Here is a 22,797-nt window from a genome sequence, read left to right on the forward strand (position 1 = left end):
ACTGACGAAGCATCGAACGTAACACCGCAGGACGGTAGGTGCCCAAAATCGCCGGTTGCGGGCGCCGGAAACAACCCGGGAGCGGCGAAGGGGGTCCGTCAGGAACAATGGGAGCGTGCCGGTAGAACAGCTGCGGTTGATGGCCGTCCATGCCCACCCTGACGACGAGTCGAGCAAGGGTGCGGCCACCATGGCCCGCTACGTCGACGAGGGTGTCGACGTGCTGGTCGTCACCTGTACCGGCGGTGAGCGCGGCAGCATCCTCAACCCCGCGTTGCAGCACCGCAAGGACATCGAGGACAACATCTCCGACATCCGGCGGGCCGAGATGGATCGTGCCCGCGCGGTTCTCGGTGTGCGGCAGCATTGGCTCGGCTTCGTCGACTCGGGGTTGCCCGAGGGCGACCCGCTGCCCCCGCTGCCCGAAGGCTGCTTCGCCCTCGTTCCGCTGGAGGAGGCCGTCGAGCGGCTGGTCCGCGAGATCCGCGAGTTCCGCCCGCACGTCATGACGACCTACGACGAGTACGGCGGCTACCCGCATCCCGACCACATTCGCACCCACGAGATCTCGGTCGCCGCGTTCGAGGCGGCGGCCGACCCGGACCGGTTCCCCGACTCGGGTGAGCCCTGGCAGGTGCTCAAGCTCTACTACGACGTGGGCTTCTCGATGGAGCGCACGCAGACTCTGCACGCCGCCCTGCTCGCGAAGGGCCTCGAGTCGCCCTTCGAGGAGTGGTTCGAGAAGCGAGAGGAATGGTTCAACAAGCGTCGGCGGCCGGACCTCACCACCAGGGTTCCGGTGGCCGACTGGTTCGAGCGGCGCGATGCTGCCCTGCTCGCCCACGCCACCCAGGTCGATCCGAACGGCTGGTTCTTCTCGATCCCGCTGGACCTGCAGCGTGAGGTGTGGCCCACCGAGGACTTCGAGCTGGCCCGGTCACTGGTCGACTCCTCCATTCCGGAGGACGACCTGTTCGCCGGTGTCCGCGATCCGGTACAGGCGTGATGAGCGCGTCGTCGGCTCAGGCTGACCTGCTCGCCAAGAGCGGCGAGGCGGTGAAGTCGGGGCCGATCGGGCTGGCGATCATCCTGATCCTCTGCATCGCCTGCTACTTCCTGTTCAAGTCGATGTCGCGGCACTTGAAGACGGTGCGTGAGGACTTCCCCACCGACGAACCGGCCGAAACCGCCGAACCGGCGCAGTCCGCTCGGCCGTCGGCCGAGGCCGCGCAGCCCGCTCAATCGGTCGATCCCGCGCCACCACCTCCCGCGGAGTAACGCGCGGTCAGCGCCCGCGCGGAGCTCGCGATCAGCTCGCGCAGTTCGGCCGGCTCGAGCACCTCGACGTGTTCGCCCAGCTGCAGCAGCGCGTGGTGTCCGTGGCGCACCGACTCGATGGGTATCGAGGTCCGCGTCCAACCGTCGGCGTCCGGTTCGGACATCTCCGTCCGCGCCCGGCGGGCCGCGATCGTGCCGACCAGGAACAACAGTTCCCGCCCGACCGGCGACAGCCGGACGACCGCCGTGTCGGTGTACACGCGCTCGGCGTAGCCGCGCTGGTAGTCGGCCCAGAACCCCTCGAGGTCGAAGTCCGCCGGCCGCTCGCACGCTTCGTCCCGGACCGCCGCGGCCAGCACACGCGAGACGCGGTATGTGCGCGGGCCGCGGCCGTCGTCGGGCGCCGGCACGCCGACGAGGTACCAGGTGCCGGCCTTGAGCACCAGGCCGAGCGGGTCGAGCACTCGCTCACCGATCGCCCGGTTGGCCCGCTCGTACCGGACCTCCACCCGCCGCTCGGTCCACACCGCCTCGGCGATGAGGGCCAGGTTGGGCGGGCTGTCGTTCTCGCGCAGCCAGCCCGGGGCGTCGAGGTAGAACCGGTCGCGGATCCGCGAGGCGCGCTCGCGCAGCTCCTCGGGCAGGGCGGCGAGCAGTTTCAGCTGGGTGGCGGCCAGCACGTTGCCCAGCCCGAGGTCGGCCGCCGCGCCCGGGATGCCGGACAGGAACAGCGCGTCGGCCTCGTCCGCGGTCATCCCGGTGAGGCGGGTGCGATAGCCGGGAAGTAACTGGAACCCGCCGTCGCGTCCGCGCGTGGCGTACACCGGGACGCCGGCGGTGCTCAGTGCCTCGACGTCGCGGTAGATGGTCCGCACCGAGACCTCGAGGTCGGCGGCCAGCTGCGCGGCGCTGACCCGGCCGCGCACGCTCAAGGTGAGCAGGATCGACAGCAATCGGCTCGCCCGCACGATCGCGATTCTCGCAAAAATACCTGACGTTCGCTGTCAGGTTTGGCGACCAGGCTCGGACCGACGCACACCTGACGAAAGGGAGTTAAGAATGACGGTCGGAACGCTGTGGTCGGTGACCCTGGACTGCGACGACCCGGGCGGCCTCGCGGCCTTCTGGGCCGACGTGCTCGGCGGCAAGATCGCCCACACGTCGGACAACTTCGTCGGCGTCGAGCTGCCGAACGGCCTGTGGATCGGCGCTTACCGGATCGACGGTTACCGGCGGCCGAGCTGGCCCGAGGGCGAGCCGCCGAAGCAGTTCCACCTCGACCTATCCGTCGAGAACCTCGACACCGCAGAAGCGGCCGCGGTCGAGGCCGGTGCCACCAAGGCCGAGCACCAGCCCGAGCCCGATCGCTGGCGGGTGCTGCTTGACCCGGCCGGGCACCCGTTCTGCATCACCGCCATGTCCGCCTGACCGACGAGGATGTGGTCATGAACGTGACCCGCGAACAGGTGATCGCGTACCGCGTGGCGGCACAGGGCTTGCACCGCGACGCCGCGTCGGTGGGCGAGTTGGCCGTGCTCGACATCGGCGTGCAGGAGGCGATGGGGCATCCGGCCGCGCTGGCCTTCGCGGCCCGGCTCCCGGCGGGCGTCGCGGTAGGTCCCTCGGACGTCGCCGTCGGGCCCGGGCATCGGCTCGCCCTGGCCTGGACGCTGCGCGGGGCGCCGCACGTGCACCGGCGTCGCGATCTCGATGCGGTCGGCCGGGCGCTGTGGCCGCTGTCGGAGCCCGACGCGGCCGGGCGGCTGAACGAGACGGGGCCGTCGGTCAAGAAGGCCGGCATCCCCGCACTCGAGCAGTATGCGATCGCGGTGACCGCCATGCGCGAGGTCGTGACCTCGCCGACGGCGAAGGGCGCGGCCAGCACCGCCGTCACCAAGCGCATCCCCAAGGTGATGTGGCGCGACTGCCGTGCGTGCAAGACGCACCACGTGTCCGACTCGGCGATGCGCTCGGCGGCGCCCTCGGCCGGCCTCGAGATCGAACCGGGCACCGCGCCGCCGGTGCTCGTGCCGCGGGCCACCGCGAAGCTGCCGGACGGGCCCGACGCGAAGGCGGTGGCCGCGCTGGCGATCGGCTACCTGACGTTGCTCGGCCCGGCCGGAACGGGCGATTTCGCCGGCTATCTCGACGCGCGACGCGCCGATGTCGCGAGCCTGTGGCCGGAGGACGAACTGGCGGAGGTGACCGTCGCGGGGCGGAAGGCCTGGCTACCGGCCGGCCGCATCGACGCACTGCGCAAGGCTCCCGACCCGGACGTCGTGCGGCTCCTCGGCGCGTTCGACCCGTACCTTCAGGCCCGCGACCGCGACCTGATCGTCCCGGACAAGGCGGTGCACAAGACGCTGTGGCCCGTCCTCGGCCGGCCGGGGGCGCTGTTCGTCGACGGCGAGATCGCCGGGACGTGGCGGACGAAGGCAAGTGGACGCAAGCTGGCGATCACCGTCGAGGCATTCGGCCCGCTGCGACCGTCGGTGTGGAAGCAGGTCGACGCCGAGGCCGAGAGGGTGGCCGAGGTGCGCGACGCGACCGACGTGACCGTGAAACGCACCGCCTGACTCCCCAGGTTGTCCGTGCTTCCCCACGCCATCACGTGGGGAAGCACGGACAACTCGAGGTCAGAAGGGCTTCGGTAGGAGCAGTTCGACGTTGCGGTCGGTGATCGTGCCGCGCCGCCCGTCGCTCGCCGCGGTCTCGGGGTCGCGCTGCGGGTCGTTGACGGCGAGCTCGCGGGCCAGCGCGGCCAGTTGTATAGGGCCGTTCGGATTGGGGGACCAGTTCGTCGGGGCGGCATGATCGAAGATCGTCCCGAATACCGAGAGCGTGTGGTTGCCGTTGTCGACGATCTCGACCACCCGCGACTGCGACGGCCAGTCGACGTGCGCCGCGGTGTTGATCTCCCAGAAACCGCCTGGTGCGGCGGTGCCGGCCGCGCGGGCGTGCGGCAGGACCTGGTTGCGGTGCGTGTGGCCATTGACCCAGGCGATGACGTTGGGGTACTGCAGCAGGAGCGCCTGCACGGCCGGCCCCAGGACGCGCCCGATCCCGAACGGGTTGTTCATGGTGGCGATCGTGTGGTGGCTGAACAGCACGATCAGCTTGTCGGTTCCAGGGCTCGACACCCAGTTCCCGGACGCGTCCAGGTGCTTTGAGCTGTTGGCCTCGAGCTGCGCAGTCAGCCACGCCATCTGCGCGGTGTCGATGGACCCCTCGTCGTAGCCCTCGGGCGTGCAGGTGTCCAGCGAGATGAAGTGCACCGGCCCCTTGTCGAAGGCGTAGTACGCCGTGCCGGCCGCGACGTTCTGGCTGGTGTAGCCGTGACCGACCGGCGAACCGGTCGTCGTGAAGTGCTCGGCCACGATCTGCTGGCGGTCGATCATCCGGCGATTGCCATCAGGCGTTACGAGCTTGGCCGGTCCGACGGTGAGCAGGGTCGCCAAGGCGGCCGCATCGCCGGCCGCGAGCCGGGTGAGCAACGCCGAGACGTCGAGGCCCAGTGGCAGTCCCGTCACCTTCAGCGCGCCCGTCGCCACGGCGCCGATGATGCCGAGGGACGGGACGGTGCCCTGGACCAGGCCGTCGTGGTTGCCGAAGACGGTGTACCAGGGGGTCTGCAGTCCGGTGGCGGTGAACGGTTTGCGACAGTTGTCGAGCAGCCCGGGCACGGTCGGGTAGCCGTACTTCGCCTTGTAGTTGTCGACCGACGACAGCAGCGGCTTGCCGTCGGGGTGCCAGTAGGACGTGTCGAAGTCGTACCGGTCGCCGACGCCCTCCCACCGGGCCGTGCTGCCCGAGTCGGGCCGGACCGTCTTGCCGCCGTCGAGCACGTCGATGTGCCAGCGCAGCTCGTTGTACTGCTTGTTGTCGACGTTGTCGCCGGTGCAGACCGAGAAGTCGAGCGGCCGCCCGGTGACCGGGGCGCCCCCGGCCATGGCGTTGATCTGCTGGACCATCGCCTCGGCCACCTGGACGGTCAGCATCTCCCAGGGACGGTAGGCCGAGCTGAACGGCACGGAACTGGCCAGCGGGCTGTCCGGGTCGTTGAGCCGGTCGAGGAACTCGACCCGGGCCGGCGACTGCGCGTCGATCAGGTGCATGTCGGTCAGCTGGGCGAAGGCCGCGAGCGCGACGCGCGTCGTGGCCGGCGCCGGAGAGGTCGGCAGCAGTTCGGTGCGGGGGAGCGTCGGTTCACCGGGCCCGACCACGATGTGCCGGTAGTTGTTGGGCTGATCGTGCTGCAGCGTCCGGGCCAGCGTGGTCGGCTCAGGGGCGACGGGGAAGGCGGTGTCGGCGGACGCGGAACCGGCTCGCAGGACCGATCCGGCGGCGACCGCGCCGGCCGCGGCGGCACCCATACCGAGGGCCTGTCGGCGGGTGACTCCGCGCTTCTCGCTCGTCTTTTCCTGCTCGGTCATCGGCCCTCTATCCCCTGTGGTCGGCTCACTGTGACGTCGGCCATTGAGCCTCGCACGGGTCGGCCGATCCGTCGAATTGACTGCCGAGTCAATCGTCGGGTGGCCGTTGCCGGTTGGCCTTGATATTGCCCCGGCGTTTCTTGGCGTCGACCCGTCGCGCCTTCGCCGCCCGGGAGGGCCGGGTGGCCCGCCGCGGCGGCGACGGTGGTTCCAGCGCGTCGATCAGCAGGTGTTGCAGGCGCGCCCGCGCGGCGGTCCGGTTCTGCAGCTGCGAGCGGTGCTCGGAGGCCGCGATGGTGAGCACGCCTTCGGCCAGCCGGGTGCCGAGGTGCTCGAAGAGCCGGTGGCGCTGCGCGTCGGTCAGCGCGGTCGACGACGCAACGTCCCAAACCAGCTCGACGCGGCTGTCGGTCGTGTTCACGCCCTGCCCGCCGGGACCGGACGAGCGGCTGAACCGCTCGACGAGTTCGGCGTCGGGGATCACCAGGCCGTTGGGCAGACCACGCCGCTGCCGGATGACCAGATCGGTCACGGCTGCGCGGGGGTGCCCTGTACCTCGCGCATCCACGCGACGATCTCGTCGGGGTCGCGGGGCAGGAACCCGGACAGGTTCACCGCCGCGCCGTCGGTCACCGCGACGTCGTCCTCGATGCGCACCCCGATCCCGCGCAGCTCGGGCGGAACGGTGCGGTCGTGGGCCTGGAAGTAGAGGCCCGGCTCGACGGTGAGGACGGCGCCGGCCGCCAGCGTGCCCTGCTTGTAGTTCTCCTCGCGGGCGGCCGCGCAGTCGTGAACGTCGATGCCCAGCATGTGCGATGTGCTGTGCAGCGTGTACCGCCGCTGCAATCCGGCGCCGGGCCGCTCCTCGTCCTCGGCGCAGGCGACGTCGACGGGCACCGGCAGGATGCCCCACGAGTGCAGGTGGTCGGCGAGGACGTACTGCGCCGCGCGGTGGGCGGCCAGGAAGTCGGCCCCGGCCTTGACCTCCGCGATGCCGGCGGCCTGGGCCTCGAGCACCGCGCGGTAGACCTTCAGCTGCGCCGGCGTCCATTCGCCGCTGACCGGCATCGTCCGGGTCACGTCGGCGGTGTAGAGTTCGTCGGTCTCGACGCCCATGTCGGCCAGCAGCAGGGAGCCGGGTTCGATGGCGCCGTGATTGCGCCACCAGTGCAGGGTCGTGGCGTGCGTCCCCGAGGCGAGGATCGAGGTGTAGCCGACCTCGTTGCCCTCGAGCCGCGCGCGACGCCAGAACGTGCCTTCCAGCCATCGTTCGCCGCGTAGGCCGGGCCGGCCGATCACCCGGGGGAGTTCGCGGACGACGTCGGCGAACCCGCGGCCGGTCACCTCGCACGCGTAGCGCAGCCGGCCGAGCTCCCACTCGTCCTTGACGAGGCGCAGTTCGTCGAGCGCCTGGGCGAGCCCGTCGTTGTCGCCCTTGGGCAGCAGCGCGTCGACCGACGGGTCGAAACCGCGCAACACTGCCACCGCGTCGTCGCGGCAGGCGGACAGGTCGCCGGCCAACGCGTCGAGCGGCCGGGTGGCGATGCCCAGGACGGCCGACGTGTCGTCGACCCTGGGCACGTTCCCCAGCCAGACGGCCCCGTGGGTGCGGCTGGTGAAGTAGGCGGCCTCGCCGGGGTTGGCGTACTGACGCACGTAGAGCGTGCTGTCGTGCCCGCTGCCGTTCGGCGTCATGACGAGGACGGCGTCGGCCACCGTTTCGCCGGTCAGCCAGGTGAACGAGCTGGCCGCGCGGAACGGGTAGTCGGTGTCGTTGGCCCGCACCCGCATGGAGCCGGCCGGGACGACAACTAGCACGCCGGGGAACTGGGCCGACACCGCGGCCCGCCGGCGCGCCGCGTAGGGGGCGACGTCGGGCGACGCGGGGTGGGGCATCGGCGCGGCGGCGTCCCAGTCCTGGGCCAGGGCCTCGCGCAGGTGGGCCGGCATCGGGATGTCGTGCGAGCCCGTGTCGGGCTCCTGCTCGGCTGCCATTTCCCGAGTGTATGGCGCGCGGCCGACGAACCGACCTGTCCGGCATGACATACGTTGTCCAGGTGGAACCCGGCAACCAGCAGTACCCGGCGGACTCGTCCGAGCGGTGGCCGCGCGAGGTCGGACCGAGGGGTTGGGAGCCGCCGGCGATGCCGCCGGCGCAGGCGGGGCGGGCGTTCTCGCTGAGCCGGGCGCGGACCGGTCTGATCGTTCTGGCGGTTGTGCTCACCGAGCTCGTCGTCATCGCCGCGGCCGACAACCAGTGGGTGAGCAACAAGATCGTGCGCAGCGAGCTGCGCACCAACAGCCTGACGCTGCGATCGCTGGCCAACAGTTGGCTCACCTACACGTGGCGCCTCAGCCCGCGCGACGGGGCGAACGCGAACCAGGTGTGGGCCAGCCAGATCGCCCTCGTGGTCGTGGTGCTGGTGCTGAGCGGTGTGCTGGTGGCTGCGGTGGTGCGCGGTCCGGTCACCTTCGGCCGCGCATTCTTCGGAACGTGGATGGCGGTCGTCGTGGCGACGTTGGTCGGTGCCTTCGTCCGCGGTCTGATCGAGCCGTTCGGCAAGCTGCAGCTCGCCAACTCCAACCGGGTGACGCGGGCGGCCTTCGGCTCGTTCGGCGTCAATCAGGCCGCGGTGGCCGCCGGCTTCGGGCTCGGCCTGCTCGTCGCAGTGGTGGCCGCCACCGTCGCGGTGGCGTCCCGGCGCGGCCCGGCGCAAGCGGCCGACTCCGCTGATTCGGGCGCCGCGCAGGCATCGGGCGCGCCGCCGTACCAGCAGCCCGAACAGCCGCCGCCGTACTACGGCGACGAGGAATCGGCCACGACCCAGCTGCCGGCGCTGCCGCCGGACCAGCCGGCCCCTCGGCCGGCACCGGGACGTGACGATGCGACCGCCCGGCCGGCACCGCGACGCGACGATGGGACCGCCCGGTATCAGCCAATCGATGTCGCCGACGACGACGGCGAGCACGGCGCCGAAGAGCACTGACGCCCGTCGGCCGCACCGTCAGCCGACGACCTCGAAGCCCATCCCGGCCTTGCGCAGGCGCTCGATAAGCGGCTCGCCCATGGCCACCGCCGTGGTCACCTGCCCGGCCGTCGTGGTCAGATCGTCGAAGGCCAGGCACAGCGCGGATTCGGCCAGCATCTTGGCCGTCTCGTCGTAGCCGGGGTCGCCGCCGGACACGCGGGTGACGACGCGCTGGCCGCCGCCCTCGCCCACGAAGGTGACGCTGAACGAACTGTTCGCCCGCTTCGCGGCGGACGGCCCGTCACCGGGCTTGACCCGGTTCTGCAGCGCACGCCGGAGCGGCGGTACCTGGGCCGCACCGGCGACCGCGGTCACCGCCGCCACCGTACCTGCGGCGGCGGGCAGGCCGGGCATCGAGATGTGATGCGTGTAGCCGAAGTCCGGCCCGTAGCGCGGCAGTGCCCGCGCCGACCGGCCGACCACCTGCGGGTCGAGTGACGGGAACGGCAACGCCCAGCCGCCGTTGACCGGATCGCGGCCTGGCCGCCCCGGGGCGGAGTGCACCGACCGGCCGTCGCCCCGCGGCTCGGCCGCCTTGCGCTCGCGTGCTGCGGCGATGTTCTGCCGGGGACGCGACATCGCGGTCAACGCGGAGTAGAACGTCCCGCCCGAGGGCGCGGCGTTCACCCGCACGTAGCCGGCGATGCGGACCGGGACGTCGGCCGGCAGGTGCAACACGGTGAAGTAGACGCCGAGGTCGTGGGGGATCGAGTCGAAGCCGGCGGCATGGACCAGCCGCGCTCCGGACGCGACCGCCGCCTCGTGATGGCGCAGATAGCTGTTGTTCACGAACTCGGGCTCGCCGGTGAGGTCGAGATAGTCGGTGCCGGCCGCGGCGCAGGCCGCTACCAGCGCGTCGCCGTAGAGGACGTAGGGACCGACCGTCGTGATCACCACACGCGCGGACTCGGCCACCCGCGCGAGCGACGCCGCGTCCTCGACGTCGGCCGACAGCAGTGGCAGGTGAACAAGGTCCGGATCGATGGCGGCCAGCTCGTCGCGGACCGCGGCCAGCTTGGCCGGGTTGCGCCCGGCAATCGCCCAGCGACAGTCCCGCGGAGCGCTGCGGGCGAGGTACTCCGCGGTCAACCGGCCGGCGAAGCCGGTGGCCCCGAACACGACGATGTCGTACGGCCGGCTGCTGGACGGACGGGGACGCGGTCTCCGGGCTGTCATGGCCGAACTGTAACCCGTTGCGGGCGGCGCGAATCGCCCGCGAAGAGGGGCCCTGCAGGCGGGTTAGGAGACGCGCCGGCGCGGGTAGATCAGCTCGGATAGTCCTGAGGCCGTTTCCGGTGCTCGCCGGACCGGATTGGAGCAGTCGTCATGAGAATCGGTGCCAGCCTCTTCCTCATCGCGCTCGGCGCGATCCTCAAGTACGCCGTCACCAAGCACTTCAACAACGTCGACGTCCAGACGGTCGGCGTGATCCTGATGATCGTGGGCCTCGTCGGCCTTCTGCTCGAGCTGTTCCTGTGGAGCAACCGGCGCCGCACGACGGTGGTGACCCGGCAGCCCGGCGTGACGTACGTGCAACCCGCCGACCCCTACCTTCCCCCGTCAGATCCGATCGACCGCATCTGACGATTTCCGAGCCCTGCGCGCGGCCGGCGGCCGCGTTGGGCAGGGTGAAGACATGAACCGCCTCGCATCGTCCACCTCGCCGTACCTTCGGCAGCACGCCGACAATCCGGTCGACTGGTGGGAGTGGTCGGACGAGGCCTTCGCCGAGGCGCGGCGGCGCGACGTGCCGATCCTGCTGTCAGTCGGCTACGCCGCCTGCCACTGGTGCCACGTGATGGCGCACGAGTCGTTCGAGGACGACGCCGTGGCCGCCTTGATGAACGAGCACTTCGTCAGCGTGAAGGTCGACCGCGAGGAGCGGCCCGACATCGACGCGGTCTACATGGACGCGACGACTGCCCTCACCGGGCACGGCGGCTGGCCGATGACCTGCGTCCTCGACCATGACGGCGCGCCCTTCTACGCCGGCACCTACTTCCCGCGCGAGCACTTCGGCCGTCTGCTGATGGCGGTCACCGAGGCGTGGCAGCGCGACCGTGACGAGGTACGGGCGGCCGGTCAGCGCGTGGTCGACGCACTGTCCCGCTCGGCGGCACCGCGCAGGGTCGGCGCTGCGCTGCCCACCGAGACGGACCTCGATCGTGCGGCCGGAGTGCTGGTCGGTCAGTTCGACCGCGAGCACGGCGGCTTCGGGCGAGCGCCGAAGTTCCCGCCCTCGATGGTGCTGGAGTTCCTGCTGCGTCAACACGAGCGCACCGCCGACCCGACCTCGCTGGCAATGGCCGAGCAGACCTTCGACGCGATGGCCCGGGGTGGCATGTACGACCAGCTCGGCGGTGGCTTCGCGCGGTACTCGGTCGACGAGGCGTGGGTCGTGCCGCACTTCGAGAAGATGGTCTACGACAACGGGCTGCTGTTGCGGGGCTATCTGCACTGGTGGCGGCTGACGTCGGCGCCATTGGCCGAGCGCGTCGCGCGGGAGACCTCCGACTTCCTGATGCGTGATCTGCGGACGGGCGAGGGCGGGTTCGCGTCCGCCCTCGATGCGGACACGAACGGGGTCGAAGGGCTTACCTACGCCTGGACGCCGGCGCAGCTGGCCGAGGTGCTCGGCGCCGATGCGCCGGCCGCAGCGGGTCTGTTCGAGGTCACCGCTGCGGGGACGTTCGAGCACGGTGCCTCGACCCTTCAGTTGCTGCGCGACCCGACCGATCCGGCACAGTGGGACGACCTGCGGACCCGCCTGTTCGCGGCGCGGACCCTGCGCCCGCAGCCGGCCCGGGACGACAAGATCGTCACCGCCTGGAACGGGCTGGCCATCGCCGGATTGGCCGAGGCCGGCGTGCTGTTCGACGAGCCGCGCTACCTCGCAGCGGCGATCGACTGCGCCCGGCTGCTTCTCGACCGGCACATCGTGGACGGCCGGCTGCGGCGGACCTCACGCGACGGCGCGGTGGGCTCGGCGCTGGCTGTGGCCGAGGACTACGGCGATCTCGCCGACGGACTGCTCGTGCTGCATCAGGCGACGGCGGATGCGCAGTGGCTCGAGGCGGCCGGCAGGCTGCTCGACTCCGCGGTCGAGTTGTTCGGCGACGGCGAGGGCGGCTTCTTCGACACTGCGAGCGACGCCGAGCAGTTGGTGCGCCGGCCGCGCGATCCGACGGACAACGCGACACCGTCCGGTGCGAGCGCGCTCATCACCGCGCTCGTCGCCTGTTCGGCGTTGACCGGGTCGACCGCGCACCGGACGGCCGCGGAGGATGCCCTGCGGCAGGTCAGCGAGATCGGCATCGGGCAGCCGCGGTTCTTCGGCTGGGCGCTGGCCGCCGCTGAGGCTCTGCTCAGTGGGCCTGTGCAGGTCGCGGTCGTCGGCGAACCGGGCGGCGGTGCGCTGACGTCGAGCGCGTGGCGTCGACGGCCGCCCGGCGCGGTGGTGCTGTCCGGCGAGCCGGACGCCGCCGGGCTGCCGCTGCTGGCGGATCGACCACTGGTCGGTGGGCGGCCCGCTGCCTACGTCTGCCACGGCATGGTCTGCGACCTCCCCGTCACCGAGCCGGCCGAGCTGGAAGCAGCGCTGCGCAAGTGACCGGCTGATCACCATTTCCTCCGGCAGCGTCGCTCGGGCGGCCGCCGGGCGACGCCAGCGGAGGAAGACCTGATCGGGCGGCCGACTGGCTACAGGTCGGGGCCTTCGGCGCGGAGCTTGTCGACCTCGGCCATCGCCTCGCGCAGGCCGGTCAGCCACTCGTCGGTGTGCTCGCCGACCAGGCGGACGCACCAGGCCAGCGCGTCGGAACGGGACCGGGCCACCCCGGCGTCGACCAGGGTGTCCAGCACCCGCCGCTCGTCGTGGCGCAGCCGCGTCATGGCCGGCACCGCGAGGTGCGTGAAGATGGCCTTGGTCTCGCCGATGGACGCGCCCCACGCGACCTTGCGCCCGTAGCGGGCCTCGGCCTCGTCAGCGATCTGCATGCGCGCCTCGCGGGTCTCCTCGCGGAAGCGTCCGATGCGGCCCTGCGCGGCCGCCGCCGCGGAATTGTCGTCCGAGCCCTCCGGCGCCGCCAGCTCGCCGATGATGACGATCTCTTCACGGTCGACGGTGATGGTAGGCGCGCCCACGAACCAGTCGTCGGGAAGCCGACCGGTGAGCCAGGCGGCAGCGTCGTCGGCCGGGGGCAGGTCGGCCTGCTGCCAACCGCCGGCGCCGCGGAAGCCGCGGCCGCCGCCGTGTCCCCGCCCCTTACCGGATGAGTGTGTTGCATGCATGGCGTCCGTCCTTACCTCGTAGCGATGATTACATCATTACACCGCTACACCGGGTAAGCCAGAGCAGGCCAGACCGTTCGCTGCGGACGAACGGCGACGGCGGGCTGGGCTCAGCTGAAGATGGCGAGCCAGATGGCCACGTAGTGGCACAGCGCGGCGACCAGCGTGCACAGGTGGAAGACCTCGTGGAAGCCGAACACGCCGGGGTAGGGATTCGGGCGCTTGAGGGCGTAGACGACTGCGCCGATCGTGTAGATGATGCCGCCCACGGCGATGAGCACGAAGGCCGCGACGCCGGCGTTGTGCAGCAGCTCGGGGAAGACGAAGGCGGCGACCCATCCCAGCGCGATGTAGCACGGGGCGGACAGCCAGCGCGGCGCCGAGTGCCAGGCCGTCTGCAGGATGACGCCGAAGGCAGCGCCGGTCCAGACCGCGATCAGCACCGCGATCGCCGAGTTCCGCGGCAGCGACAGGACGGCGATCGGCGTGTACGTCCCGGCGATGAACACGAAGATCATCGAGTGGTCGAGGCGTTTCATCAGCCGCTGGCCTCGCGGGCTCCAGTTGAGCCGGTGGTACAGCGCCGACGTCCCGAACAGCATGGTGACAGTCGCGCAGTAGATCGCGGTGCTCGTGGCGGCCGGACCGCCGCGCAGGGCAGCGGCCACGGCGATCATCACCGCACCGGTCACGATCGACACCCCGGCTGCGTAGGCGTGCAGCCAGCCCCGCAGTCGGGGCTTGAGCTCGGCGACCGTGGTCGCCAAGGCGGCGGCGGGGCTCACTGGCGTGGGTCCGGTCGTCGACATTTCGACAGGCTACGGCAGCGTAGGTACATCCGCCGACCGGCTCTTGGGAAACGCGAACGAGCGATAGGTTTAGCCGGTGAGTGTTCGGAACGCCGTCTACGCGGTGTACGAGCGGCGACTGCGCCGGCATCTCGACGGGCTGCCGGTCCCACAGCACGTCGCGATCATGATCGACGGCAACCGCCGGTGGGCCCGGGCGGCCGGCTTCGACGACGTCAGTCACGGCCATGTGGTCGGGGCGCGGCACATCGCGAACCTGCTCGAGTGGTGCAGTGAGGCCGGCGTCGCCCACGTCACCATCTGGATGCTGTCGACCGACAACCTGCGCCGGCCCCCCGAGGAACTCGATCCGCTGCTGGGCATCATCGCCGGGGTGGCCAAGGAACTCTCCGCGCCCGGGACGCCCTGGCGGGTCAAGGCGGTCGGTGCCCTCGACCTGCTCCCGGCGGCGACCGCCGAGGCGCTCAAGGAGGCCGAGCAGAACACCGCCGAGCGCGATGGACTCACCGTGAACGTCGCCGTGGGTTACGGGGGACGCCGCGAGATCGCCGACGCGGTTCGGTCGCTCATGCACGAGCACGCGGCCCGCGGCGGCACTCTGGAGGAACTCGCCGAGGTGATCGACGTCGACCACATCGCCGATCACCTGTACACGAAGGGTCAGCCCGATCCGGACCTCGTCATCCGGACGTCGGGCGAGCAGCGCCTCGGCGGGTTCCTGCTGTGGCAGTCCGTGCACTCGGAGTTCTACTTCTGCGACGCCCTGTGGCCGGACTTCCGCAAGATCGACTTCCTGCGCGCGCTGCGCGACTACGGTGCCCGGCAGCGCCGGTTCGGCGCGTGACTGCGACGTTCGGACCGCTCGTCTCCGCCGACTGGCTCGCGGCGCACCTCGACGAGGTTCGCGTGGTCGACGTCCGGTGGTACCTCGACGGGCGGTCCGGCCGCGACGCCTACGCGGCCGGGCACCTGCCCGGCGCGGTCTGGCTGGACGTCGACACGGACCTGTCCGAGCCGGCGTCGCCGAGCGAAGGTCGGCACCCGGTGGCCACGCCCGAGCGCTTCGCGGCCGCGCTCGGCCGCATCGGCGTCGCCGAGGGCACGGCGGTCGTCGCCTATGACGACGCAGGCGGTTCGCACGCCGCTCGCCTGTGGTGGATGTTGCACGTCCTCGGCGAACCTTCGGCCGTGCTGGACGGTGGGCTGGCCGCCTGGTCCGGACCGCTCGTCCATGACGTCCCGGCGCTCCGGCCGGTTGACCGGCGCCCGCGGCGCTGGCCCGCCGAGCGGTTCGTGCAAGCGGATGAGGTCGCCGCCGGCGACAGGGTCGTCTACGACGCGCGCGCGGCCGAGCGGTACGCACACGGGGACCCGTCGATCGATCCGCGGCCCGGGCACATCCCCGGCGCGTACAGCGCACCCTGGGCCGGGAACCTCGGCGACGACGGGCGCTTCCGCCCGGCCGGGCAACTGCGCGAGCGGTTCGCCGCGGCAACGTCCCGCCCGGCCATCGCATACTGCGGGTCCGACGTCACCGCCTGCCACGATCTGCTGGCGATGGAACTCGCCGGCCTCGAGAAGACCGCGCTGTATGCCGGTTCCTGGTCGCAGTGGGGCAACGACCCGTCCCGCCCGACCGAGACCGGCTGAGCGCCGAAAGTTTTCCCGGCCGTAGCGAACACGCCCGCGCGCCTTCGCGATCATCGCCGCGCACGGACGTAGCGTCCGAACCGTCGACCCGGCCAACCCGGGTCGCCGGGGAGGTCCCGAACCGGTGGCGAGATCCAGCGAGGGGACCGGTTCGGTCCTGCTGCTCCGCCCAGGGACCGCGCCGTTCCCAAGCCGCGCTGTGAGCTGTTCCGTGCTCGCGCGCCGACTCCCTGTCAGGAGCGCCACGTGACCGCTGCCCAGCCGACCCAGACCGGCCTGCGCACCTTCGTCCTCGACACCTCCGTCCTGCTCTCCGACCCCGGAGCGCTTGGACGTTTCGCCGAGCACGAGGTCGTGTTGCCGCTGGTGGTGATCAGCGAGCTCGAGGGCAAGCGCCATCACCCCGAACTCGGCTGGTTCGCCCGGCAGACGCTGCGGGTGCTGGACGAGCTGCGCATCACCCATGGCCGGCTGGACGCACCGGTGCCGATCGGCGACGAGGGCGGCACGCTGCACGTCGAGCTCAACCACTCCGACCTGTCGACGCTGCCGGCCGGCTTCCGGGTCGACAGCAACGACTCGCGCATCCTGGCCGTCGCGCTCAACATCGCCAACGAGGGACGCAACGTCACGCTCGTCACCAAGGACATGCCGCTGCGGGTCAAGGCGGCCTCGGTCGGGCTGACCGCGGACGAGTACCGCACGCACCCCGTCGGCGACGCCAGCGTGTGGACCGGCATGAAGGAACTGTCCGTGTCGGCGTCGACGGTCGACGCGCTCTACGACGGCAGCCCGCTGGAGCTGGCTGACGAGCCCGACTTCGCCGACGTCGCCGACTCGCCATGCCACACCGGGCTCGTCCTGCACTCGGTCAAGGGCTCGGCGTTGGCCCGCGTCACGCCGGACAAGCAGGTGCGACTGGTGCGCGGCGACCGCGAGGTGTTCGGGCTGCGCGGCCGCTCGGCCGAGCAGCGGGTCGCCCTCGACCTGTTGCTCGACCCCGACGTCGGCATCGTCTCGCTCGGCGGCCGGGCGGGCACCGGCAAGTCGGCCCTCGCGCTGTGCGCCGGGCTGGAGGCGGTCCTCGAGCGGCGTGCACACAAGCGGGTCGTCGTGTTCCGCCCGTTGTATGCGGTGGGCGGGCAGGAACTCGGCTACCTGCCGGGCAGCGAGAACGAGAAGATGGCGCCCTGGGCGCAGGCCGTGTTCGACACGCTCGGCGCGCTCGTCTCGTCCGACGTGATGGACGAGGTGATGGACCGCGGCATGCTCGAGGTGCTGCCGCTGACCCACATCCGCGGCCGGTCGTTGCACGATTCGTTCGTCATCGTCGACGAGGCGCAGTCGCTCGAGCGCAACGTCCTGCTCACCGTGCTGTCGCGCATCGGCGCCGGGTCGCGCGTCGTGCTGACGCACGACGTCGCGCAACGCGACAACCTGCGCGTCGGGCGCCACGACGGCGTGGCCGCGGTGATCGAGGCGCTGCGCGGCCACCCGCTGTTCGCGCACGTCACCCTGACCCGCTCCGAGCGTTCGCCGATCGCCGCGCTGGTCACCGAGATGCTCGAGGACCTGCCCATCTGACCGGCTCGCTCTGGCCGATCGCGGCCGTGCACATTGCTGCCAGACGGAACCGTCGCCAAACGAAGGTTTAACGCGCACGATGTCGTCATCACGGTCGGGGCACGCCGGGCCGTCGCCGCAGGAGGCTCACATGTCATTCTCACTTCGACGGCTGCCGTTCGCGGCCGCCGCCGTACTCGCGCTGGCCCTCGGCTTGGTGGCGCCGGCCGCCTCGAGCGCCGTGACCGTCGGGCTGCATCACGCCCCGGTCCACCGGCTCGTCCATGCGACGTCGAGCAACTGGGCCGGATGGGACAACACCGGCCAGACCTACACGAGCGTCGCGGCCAGCTGGGTGCAGCCGACCATTACCTGTTCGCGCAAGGAGACCAGCTACGCGTCGTTCTGGATCGGCCTCGACGGCGACGGCAGCAACTCCGTCGAGCAGACCGGCAGCGAGGGCGACTGCGTGCGCGGCGTGCCGAAGTACTACAGCTGGTACGAGTTCTATCCGGCCTACCCGGTGAACTACTCCAACACCGTGCGCCCGGGCGATCACTTCACCTCGACGGTCACCTACAAGGGTTCCGGCACGTACACCCTCGTGCTGTCCGACACCACGGCGGGCTGGTCGCACACCACCAACGGCAGTGCGCCGAGCGGGCTGAACGCCTCCGCCGAGGTGATCGCCGAGGCGCCGTCGAGCAACCGCGGTGTCCTGCCTCTGGCCAACTTCGGCACGATGACCTTCACCAACGCGACCGTGAACGGCGCCGCCCTCGGCACCGTCCCCACGCCGCAGAAAATCACCATGGCGTCGTCGAGCACGACCAAGGCCTCGGTGTCAGACCTGACCAACAACACCAACTTCTCGGTCACCTGGCACCACGCCTGAGTCTCGGGCGGTAACAGCAGCACCCAGCGTCACCCAGCGGGACCGGTCTCGGCCCGGTCCCGCTGCGCGTTGACGGTGGCAGCGGACTATACGAACATGTGTTCTATGATCCTGCATGCTGACCTGGACTCGTTCTACGCGTCGGTCGAGCAGCGCGACCAGCCGCGGCTGCGCGGGCGTCCGGTCATCGTGGGCGGCGGCGTCGTCCTGGCCGCCAGCTACGAGGCCAAGGCGTTCGGCGTCCGCTCGGCGATGGGTGGACGCAAGGCGCGCGAGCTGTGCCCGCAGGCCATCGTCGTGCCGCCCCGGTTCGACGCCTACGTCGCGGCCAGCAAGGCGGTGTTCGCGATCTTCGAGGACACCACTCCACTCGTGGAGGGCATCTCGATCGACGAGGCTTTCCTGGACGTCGGCGGGCTCACCCACATCTCCGGCTCCCCGGTCGAGATCGGCGTCCGGCTGCGCTCCCGCGTCCGCGCCGAGGTCGGTCTGGCCATCACCGTCGGCGCGGCACGGACGAAGTTCCTGGCCAAGGTGGCGAGCCAGGTGGCCAAGCCGGACGGCCTGCGCTACGTCCCGCCCGAGGGCGAGCTCGACTTCCTGCACCCGTTGCCGGTCCAGCGGCTCTGGGGCGTCGGCGCGATCACCGCGGCCAAGCTGCACGAGCGGGGGATCTTCACCGTTGGCGAGGTGGCCGCGCTCGAACCGCGCGGGCTCATCTCGATGCTCGGTCCCGCATCGGGCCGGCACCTGTTCGCGCTCGCCCACAACCAGGACCCCCGACCGGTCGTCGTCGGCCGGCGCCGGCGGTCAATCGGTGCGCAGCGCGCACTCGGCTCGCGCCGCCGACTCCCACCCGACGAGATCGACGCCACGCTGGTCGGGCTCGTCGACCGGGTCTGCGGTCGAATGCGAAAGGCCAACCGGGTGTGCCGCACCGTTGTCATCCGGCTGCGGTTCGACGACTTCACCCGCGCCACCCGCTCGCACTCGATGCTGCGGGCGACCTGGGACACCGCGGCCGTGCTGGCCACCGCCCGCGGGCTGCTCGAGTCGGCGGCGCCGCTCATCCGCGACGGCGGCCTCACCCTGCTCGGCATCTCGCTGACCAACATCGACGACGCCGACGCCCTGCAGCTCGAGCTGCCCTTCGTCGCCAAGGACCTCGGCGCCCTCGACCCGACCCTCGACGGCATCCGCGACCGCTTCGGCAAGGCGGCCGTGCAGCGCGCGGTATTGCTCGGGCGGGCGCCCGGCATGGAGATGCCGATGCTGCCGGACTGAGCGCTACCGGATGCCCTCCTGGATCGCCCAGCGGTTGCCGTCGGGGTCGGCGAAGAAGATGAACGAGTTGAACGGGGCGCGATCGGGGTCGGGGCCAGGCTCCGGTGTGCCGTGGACGAAGTGCTGGATCTCGCCGGCGTCCACGCCACGCGCGACGAGATGGCGGTGCGCCTCCTCGATGTCGCTGACGGTGATCTGCAGACCGCCCAGCGTGCCCGGGGGCGACGGGTTGATGCCGGTCCCGATCGAGATCGAGCAGGCCGAACCGGGCGGCGACATCTGCACGACCCGGAAGTCGCCGTCGCGGTGGTCGACGTCGACCGTGAAACCGAGCTGGTCGGCGTAGAACGCCTTCGATCGTTCGACGTCGGACACGGGGACGACGATCACTTCGAGTTTCCAGTCCATGGCGGACATCCTTTCGTGTGGGTGGTCGCCGGTGTAACGCGCGCCGAGGCGAGAACACATCGGTGTCGGCGCAATCGGTTAACGTCGCCGGCATGGCCAGCTCCCTGCGCAACATCACCGTCGACTGCACCGACGCCCAGCGCCTCGCCCGCTTCTGGGCCGATGTCCTCGGGTGGAACGTCTACTTCGACGACGACCCCGAGGTGCTCGTCGCCCCGAGCTTCCCACCGGCCCGGACGGCGCCGACCATGCTGTTCATCCCGGTACCCGAACCGCGGACGGTGAAGAACCGGTTGCACGTCGACCTCGAGCCGGCCGACCGCACGCGCGACGAGGAAGTCGCGCGGCTGATCGAGCTCGGCGCCTCGATCGTCGAGGACCACCGCAGCGACGAGGGGCTCGGCTGGGTGTGGCTCAGCGATCCGGAGGGCAACGACTTCTGCGTCGAGCGCAGCGCCGGCGAGCGGGCGGTGGCCGCCAAGCCGCGGCACTTCCGGCTCGTGGAGGACTGAATCGGTCACTCGTCCGTCCGCCGGCCGCTGTTAGCGTGCCGGAATGGGAACGCGCGCCGAGCTGGAAGCCGGCTTCGAGCACTACCAGGCCACCGTGCGCCGCGCGCATGCCGAGCAGGACTGGCGGCTCTTCGCGGGCCTGTTCACCGTCGACGCGAAGTACAACGAACACGCCTACGGGCGGTTCGCCGGTCGCGATTCGATCGCCGAGTGGGCCATCCGGACCATGACGACCTTCCCGGGCAACGCCATGATCGCGTTCCCCGTCTCGTGGGCCGTGTTCGACACCGAGCGCGACTGGATCGTCTGCGAGATCCAGAACGTCATGCCCGACCCGGGTGACGGCACCGTCCACGAGTCACCGAACGTGACGATCCTCCATTACGCTGGCGAGAACGAGTTCTCCTACGAAGAGGACGTCTACAACCCGACCCGCTTCATGCAGATGGTCGCCGGCTGGGCCCGCGTGGCCGAGGAGCACGGCCGGCTCCCGGAGGACGCCCGGCCCTGGCTGGCGCGCTTCGGCGGGGGGCGCTGACCTCACAGCCCCGCGGCCGAGTCGGAGAGGTCAACGTTTCGCGCCGGTAACTCCACCGTCGCCGCCGCAACATCGCAGCGTCAGACGCTTCGTCGGACTCAATCCTGCGCGGCGCCCGCCGTCAGGTGACGGAAGGACGAGCGATGACCACCACAGCCCCACCGCCCCTGCTGCCGGCGGCCCCCGCCGGCAAGTGGATCGAGGACTGGCGCCCGGAGGACCCCGAGTTCTGGGAGGCGACCGGCAAGAAGGTCGCCCGCCGCAACCTCATCTTCTCGATCCTGTCCGAGCACGTCGGCTTCTCGATCTGGAGTCTGTGGTCGGTGCTCGTCCTGTTCATGACCCCGGCCTACGGGTTCAGCACCGACCCGAAGCACGCCGCGGCGGAGAAGTTCTTGTTGACGACGCTGCCGACCGCGCTCGGTGCCGGCCTGCGGTTGCCCTACACGTTCGCCGTGGCCAAGTTCGGTGGCCGCAACTGGACGATCGTGAGCGCCCTACTGCTGCTGATCCCGACCATCACCGCCGCGTTCGTCGTCAAGCCGGGCGTGTCCTACGACACGCTGCTGATCGTCGCCGCGATCGCCGGTGTGGGTGGCGGCAACTTCGCGTCGTCGATGACGAACATGAACTCGTTCTATCCGCAGCGGCTCAAGGGGCTTGCGCTGGGGCTGAACGCCGGCGGCGGCAACATCGGCGTCGCCGCGATCCAGATCGTCGGGCTCGTCGTGCTCGCGTCGGCCGGCAAGGCGCACCCGCGCCTGCTGCTCGGCATCTACATCCCGCTCATCGTCGTGGCCGCGGCGCTAGCGGCGCTGTTCATGGACAACATCGCGCATGTCCGCAACGAGAAACGTGCGATGCGCGACGCCACCCGCGAACCGCACACCTGGCTCATCTCGGTGCTCTACATCGGCACCTTCGGCTCGTTCATCGGGTTCGGGTTCGCCTTCGGACAGGTGCTGCAGAACCAGTTCGGTGCGCACTTCCTGACCGACGGCAAGATCGACGCGGTCAAGGTCGCCTACCTGACGTTCCTCGGGCCGCTCGTCGGGTCGCTGATCCGCCCGGTGGGCGGCTGGCTGGCCGACCGGATCGGCGGTGCCATCACGACGCTGTGGAACTTCATCGGCATGGCACTGTGCGCCGGCGTCGTGCTGCTCGCGTCGGAGGAGAAGTCGCTGCCGCTGTTCTTCGTCGGCTTCATCGCGCTCTTCGTCCTCAGCGGCGTCGGGAACGGCTCGACGTACAAGATGATCCCGGCGATCTTTGGTTCGAAGGCACAACTCGACGTGGCCGCGGGCGCGGATTCGGCCGCCGCCACGCACGACGCGCGGCGGATGGCGAACGCGGTCATCGGTATCGCCGGTGCGATCGGTGCCTTCGGCGGCGTGCTCGTCAACATCGCGTTCCGCCAGTCGTTCCTGGCCACCGGGACCGGGAACCGCGCCTACATCGGCTTCATCGCCTACTACCTGCTGTGCGCCGTCATCACCTGGGCGGTGTACCTGCGGGCGTCACGCCATCGCCTGGCCGGCGTCTGAGCGTCGCCCGTCCGCTAGGCGGGGAGGGACGCCGGCTCGGCCGGGTCGGTTTCGGCCAGCCAGTCGACCAGGCCACAGACGGCGTCCCGGCACGTACCGCAGCCGGTGGTCGCGCGCGTGCGCGCGGCGATCTCCTCCACGCCGCGCGCGCCGGCCTGCCAAGCGGCCGTGATCGCCGCCTTGGTGACGCCGTTGCACTGGCAGATGGTGGCGCGGGCGGGCAACGCGGTCGGCGACGACGCGGCGGTGGCCGGCGCGTTCCGGCGCACCATCAGCAGCCCGGCGCGATCAACGGGCAGTGCGGCGCCGCGCTCGAAGAGCTGGGTGACCGTTCCCACGTTGCGGGTGTCGCCGAGCAGGATGGCGGCGACCAGCCGGCCGTCGCGTACGACCAGCTTCTGGTAGACGCCGTTGGTCCGGTCGACGAAGGTCACGAACTCGGCGTCGCCATCCGCGTCGTCGGTGTCCTCCAGCGGCGACTGCTCACCCATCGCCGCCAGCTCGATGCCGGCCGCCTTCAGCCGGGTGATCGGGACGGAGCCGGTGTAGCGCGCTGCGGACGAC

General features: G+C 71.0%; 24 protein-coding genes. 15 read left to right on the top strand and 9 right to left on the bottom strand.

The genetic code is table 11. The annotated features are described in order from the left end of the window. The first annotated feature begins 139 nt into the window (after positions 1-139). Positions 140-1,006 carry a mycothiol conjugate amidase Mca gene (gene mca, locus ABR571_RS08715; protein WP_409452824.1) on the top strand — a complete coding sequence of 289 codons (867 nt, stop codon included), beginning with the start codon at positions 140-142 and terminating at the stop codon, positions 1,004-1,006. Next, positions 1,006-1,278, top strand: a complete 273-nt coding sequence (locus ABR571_RS08720) for a hypothetical protein (protein ID WP_409452800.1) — start codon at positions 1,006-1,008, stop codon at positions 1,276-1,278. The genes mca and ABR571_RS08720 overlap by 1 nt, the downstream gene beginning before the upstream one ends. On the opposite strand, the gene ABR571_RS08725 is transcribed toward ABR571_RS08720, so the two are convergent. Continuing rightward, entirely contained in the window at positions 1,239-2,246 is a 1,008-nt protein-coding gene (locus ABR571_RS08725) for a helix-turn-helix transcriptional regulator (protein WP_409452801.1), read from the bottom strand. The two genes, ABR571_RS08720 and ABR571_RS08725, sit on opposite strands and share 40 nt — an antisense overlap. A gap of 91 nt (positions 2,247-2,337) precedes the next feature. Between ABR571_RS08725 and ABR571_RS08730 the strand changes: the two genes are divergently transcribed. Then, positions 2,338-2,706 carry a VOC family protein gene (locus tag ABR571_RS08730; RefSeq protein ID WP_409452802.1) on the top strand — a complete coding sequence of 123 codons (369 nt, stop codon included), beginning with the start codon at positions 2,338-2,340 and terminating at the stop codon, positions 2,704-2,706. 17 nt (positions 2,707-2,723) lie between these two features. After that, positions 2,724-3,854 carry a DNA glycosylase AlkZ-like family protein gene (locus tag ABR571_RS08735; protein ID WP_409452803.1) on the top strand — a complete coding sequence of 377 codons (1,131 nt, stop codon included), beginning with the start codon at positions 2,724-2,726 and terminating at the stop codon, positions 3,852-3,854. A gap of 60 nt (positions 3,855-3,914) precedes the next feature. Here the strand turns inward: ABR571_RS08735 and ABR571_RS08740 are convergent, their stop codons facing one another. The 3 genes from ABR571_RS08740 to ABR571_RS08750 all read right to left on the bottom strand — a co-directional run bounded on the left by ABR571_RS08740 (position 3,915) and on the right by ABR571_RS08750 (position 7,706). Further along, entirely contained in the window at positions 3,915-5,711 is a 1,797-nt protein-coding gene (locus ABR571_RS08740; protein WP_409452804.1) for a TIGR03767 family metallophosphoesterase, read from the bottom strand. Positions 5,712-5,799: 88 nt separating this feature from the next. Beyond that, complete coding sequence (gene arfB, locus ABR571_RS08745; RefSeq protein ID WP_409452805.1) at positions 5,800-6,243, bottom strand: alternative ribosome rescue aminoacyl-tRNA hydrolase ArfB; 444 nt, start codon at positions 6,241-6,243, stop codon at positions 5,800-5,802. Further along, positions 6,240-7,706 carry an aminopeptidase P family protein gene (locus tag ABR571_RS08750; RefSeq protein WP_409452806.1) on the bottom strand — a complete coding sequence of 489 codons (1,467 nt, stop codon included), beginning with the start codon at positions 7,704-7,706 and terminating at the stop codon, positions 6,240-6,242. The genes arfB and ABR571_RS08750 overlap by 4 nt, the downstream gene beginning before the upstream one ends. Before the next feature lie 44 nt (positions 7,707-7,750). Here ABR571_RS08750 and ABR571_RS08755 point away from each other — a divergent pair, with 44 nt between their 5' ends. Continuing rightward, complete coding sequence (locus ABR571_RS08755; protein ID WP_409452807.1) at positions 7,751-8,698, top strand: hypothetical protein; 948 nt, start codon at positions 7,751-7,753, stop codon at positions 8,696-8,698. An 18-nt stretch (positions 8,699-8,716) separates the two neighbouring features. On the opposite strand, the gene ABR571_RS08760 is transcribed toward ABR571_RS08755, so the two are convergent. Beyond that, positions 8,717-9,916, bottom strand: a complete 1,200-nt coding sequence (locus tag ABR571_RS08760; RefSeq protein WP_409452808.1) for a saccharopine dehydrogenase family protein — start codon at positions 9,914-9,916, stop codon at positions 8,717-8,719. A gap of 150 nt (positions 9,917-10,066) precedes the next feature. Here ABR571_RS08760 and ABR571_RS08765 point away from each other — a divergent pair, with 150 nt between their 5' ends. Together ABR571_RS08765 and ABR571_RS08770 are read left to right on the top strand one after the other, a co-directional pair. Beyond that, on the top strand, positions 10,067-10,324 hold the full coding sequence (locus tag ABR571_RS08765) for a DUF6458 family protein (RefSeq protein WP_409452809.1): 258 nt from the start codon (positions 10,067-10,069) through the stop codon (positions 10,322-10,324). Between the two features lie 52 nt (positions 10,325-10,376). Further along, the gene (locus ABR571_RS08770; protein ID WP_409452810.1) at positions 10,377-12,350 is read left to right on the top strand and encodes a thioredoxin domain-containing protein; all 1,974 of its coding nucleotides are present in this window, start codon (positions 10,377-10,379) and stop codon (positions 12,348-12,350) included. An 89-nt stretch (positions 12,351-12,439) separates the two neighbouring features. On the opposite strand, the gene ABR571_RS08775 is transcribed toward ABR571_RS08770, so the two are convergent. Together ABR571_RS08775 and trhA are read right to left on the bottom strand one after the other, a co-directional pair. Then, on the bottom strand, positions 12,440-13,030 hold the full coding sequence (locus tag ABR571_RS08775) for a hypothetical protein (RefSeq protein ID WP_409452811.1): 591 nt from the start codon (positions 13,028-13,030) through the stop codon (positions 12,440-12,442). Between the two features lie 110 nt (positions 13,031-13,140). Next, a complete protein-coding gene (trhA, locus tag ABR571_RS08780) occupies positions 13,141-13,839 on the bottom strand; it encodes a PAQR family membrane homeostasis protein TrhA (protein ID WP_409452812.1) in 699 nt (232 codons plus the stop codon). Positions 13,840-13,915: 76 nt separating this feature from the next. On the opposite strand from trhA, the gene ABR571_RS08785 reads away from it, so the two are divergent. The 5 genes from ABR571_RS08785 (at position 13,916) to dinB (ending at position 19,231) form a co-directional block, all read left to right on the top strand. Beyond that, entirely contained in the window at positions 13,916-14,683 is a 768-nt protein-coding gene (locus tag ABR571_RS08785) for an isoprenyl transferase (RefSeq protein WP_409452813.1), read from the top strand. Then, a complete protein-coding gene (locus ABR571_RS08790; RefSeq protein WP_409452814.1) occupies positions 14,680-15,489 on the top strand; it encodes a sulfurtransferase in 810 nt (269 codons plus the stop codon). Before ABR571_RS08785 ends, ABR571_RS08790 begins: the two co-directional genes overlap by 4 nt. A gap of 246 nt (positions 15,490-15,735) precedes the next feature. Next, the gene (locus tag ABR571_RS08795; protein WP_409452815.1) at positions 15,736-17,073 is read left to right on the top strand and encodes a PhoH family protein; all 1,338 of its coding nucleotides are present in this window, start codon (positions 15,736-15,738) and stop codon (positions 17,071-17,073) included. Positions 17,074-17,203: 130 nt separating this feature from the next. Next, complete coding sequence (locus tag ABR571_RS08800; protein ID WP_409452816.1) at positions 17,204-17,947, top strand: G1 family glutamic endopeptidase; 744 nt, start codon at positions 17,204-17,206, stop codon at positions 17,945-17,947. A 105-nt stretch (positions 17,948-18,052) separates the two neighbouring features. After that, complete coding sequence (gene dinB, locus ABR571_RS08805) at positions 18,053-19,231, top strand: DNA polymerase IV (protein WP_409452817.1); 1,179 nt, start codon at positions 18,053-18,055, stop codon at positions 19,229-19,231. Positions 19,232-19,234: 3 nt separating this feature from the next. Here dinB and ABR571_RS08810 read toward each other — a convergent pair whose 3' ends face one another. Continuing rightward, positions 19,235-19,639, bottom strand: coding sequence for a glyoxalase superfamily protein (locus ABR571_RS08810; protein WP_409452818.1), 405 nt, complete (start codon positions 19,637-19,639; stop codon positions 19,235-19,237). A gap of 92 nt (positions 19,640-19,731) precedes the next feature. Here ABR571_RS08810 and ABR571_RS08815 point away from each other — a divergent pair, with 92 nt between their 5' ends. From ABR571_RS08815 to ABR571_RS08825, 3 genes are all read left to right on the top strand, one after another. Then, positions 19,732-20,151: a VOC family protein gene (locus ABR571_RS08815; protein ID WP_409452819.1), complete on the top strand. Its 420-nt coding sequence runs from the start codon at positions 19,732-19,734 to the stop codon at positions 20,149-20,151. 43 nt (positions 20,152-20,194) lie between these two features. Further along, on the top strand, positions 20,195-20,689 hold the full coding sequence (locus ABR571_RS08820; protein WP_409452820.1) for a nuclear transport factor 2 family protein: 495 nt from the start codon (positions 20,195-20,197) through the stop codon (positions 20,687-20,689). Positions 20,690-20,832: 143 nt separating this feature from the next. After that, complete coding sequence (locus ABR571_RS08825; protein ID WP_409452821.1) at positions 20,833-22,233, top strand: nitrate/nitrite transporter; 1,401 nt, start codon at positions 20,833-20,835, stop codon at positions 22,231-22,233. Between the two features lie 14 nt (positions 22,234-22,247). Here the strand turns inward: ABR571_RS08825 and ABR571_RS08830 are convergent. Continuing rightward, a partial coding sequence (locus ABR571_RS08830) for a (2Fe-2S)-binding protein (protein WP_409452822.1) occupies positions 22,248-22,797 on the bottom strand: 550 nt, incomplete at its 5' end.

The organism is Jatrophihabitans sp. (assembly GCF_046262535.1).
Classification (GTDB): domain Bacteria; phylum Actinomycetota; class Actinomycetes; order Mycobacteriales; family Jatrophihabitantaceae; genus Jatrophihabitans.

Excerpts from the sequence above, each read along its gene's own strand:
- mca (WP_409452824.1), top strand. The coding sequence starts at position 140 with ATGGCCGTCCATGCCCACCCTGACGACGAGTCGAGCAAGGGTGCGGCC.
- ABR571_RS08720 (WP_409452800.1), top strand. The coding sequence starts at position 1,006 with ATGAGCGCGTCGTCGGCTCAGGCTGACCTGCTCGCCAAGAGCGGCGAG.
- ABR571_RS08730 (WP_409452802.1), top strand. The coding sequence starts at position 2,338 with ATGACGGTCGGAACGCTGTGGTCGGTGACCCTGGACTGCGACGACCCG.
- ABR571_RS08735 (WP_409452803.1), top strand. The coding sequence starts at position 2,724 with ATGAACGTGACCCGCGAACAGGTGATCGCGTACCGCGTGGCGGCACAG.
- ABR571_RS08740 (WP_409452804.1), bottom strand. The coding sequence starts at position 5,711 with ATGACCGAGCAGGAAAAGACGAGCGAGAAGCGCGGAGTCACCCGCCGA.
- ABR571_RS08750 (WP_409452806.1), bottom strand. The coding sequence starts at position 7,706 with ATGGCAGCCGAGCAGGAGCCCGACACGGGCTCGCACGACATCCCGATG.
- ABR571_RS08755 (WP_409452807.1), top strand. The coding sequence starts at position 7,751 with ATGACATACGTTGTCCAGGTGGAACCCGGCAACCAGCAGTACCCGGCG.
- ABR571_RS08760 (WP_409452808.1), bottom strand. The coding sequence starts at position 9,916 with ATGACAGCCCGGAGACCGCGTCCCCGTCCGTCCAGCAGCCGGCCGTAC.
- ABR571_RS08765 (WP_409452809.1), top strand. The coding sequence starts at position 10,067 with ATGAGAATCGGTGCCAGCCTCTTCCTCATCGCGCTCGGCGCGATCCTC.
- ABR571_RS08770 (WP_409452810.1), top strand. The coding sequence starts at position 10,377 with ATGAACCGCCTCGCATCGTCCACCTCGCCGTACCTTCGGCAGCACGCC.
- ABR571_RS08775 (WP_409452811.1), bottom strand. The coding sequence starts at position 13,030 with ATGCATGCAACACACTCATCCGGTAAGGGGCGGGGACACGGCGGCGGC.
- trhA (WP_409452812.1), bottom strand. The coding sequence starts at position 13,839 with ATGTCGACGACCGGACCCACGCCAGTGAGCCCCGCCGCCGCCTTGGCG.
- ABR571_RS08800 (WP_409452816.1), top strand. The coding sequence starts at position 17,204 with ATGTCATTCTCACTTCGACGGCTGCCGTTCGCGGCCGCCGCCGTACTC.
- dinB (WP_409452817.1), top strand. The coding sequence starts at position 18,053 with ATGATCCTGCATGCTGACCTGGACTCGTTCTACGCGTCGGTCGAGCAG.
- ABR571_RS08810 (WP_409452818.1), bottom strand. The coding sequence starts at position 19,639 with ATGGACTGGAAACTCGAAGTGATCGTCGTCCCCGTGTCCGACGTCGAA.
- ABR571_RS08815 (WP_409452819.1), top strand. The coding sequence starts at position 19,732 with ATGGCCAGCTCCCTGCGCAACATCACCGTCGACTGCACCGACGCCCAG.
- ABR571_RS08820 (WP_409452820.1), top strand. The coding sequence starts at position 20,195 with ATGGGAACGCGCGCCGAGCTGGAAGCCGGCTTCGAGCACTACCAGGCC.
- ABR571_RS08825 (WP_409452821.1), top strand. The coding sequence starts at position 20,833 with ATGACCACCACAGCCCCACCGCCCCTGCTGCCGGCGGCCCCCGCCGGC.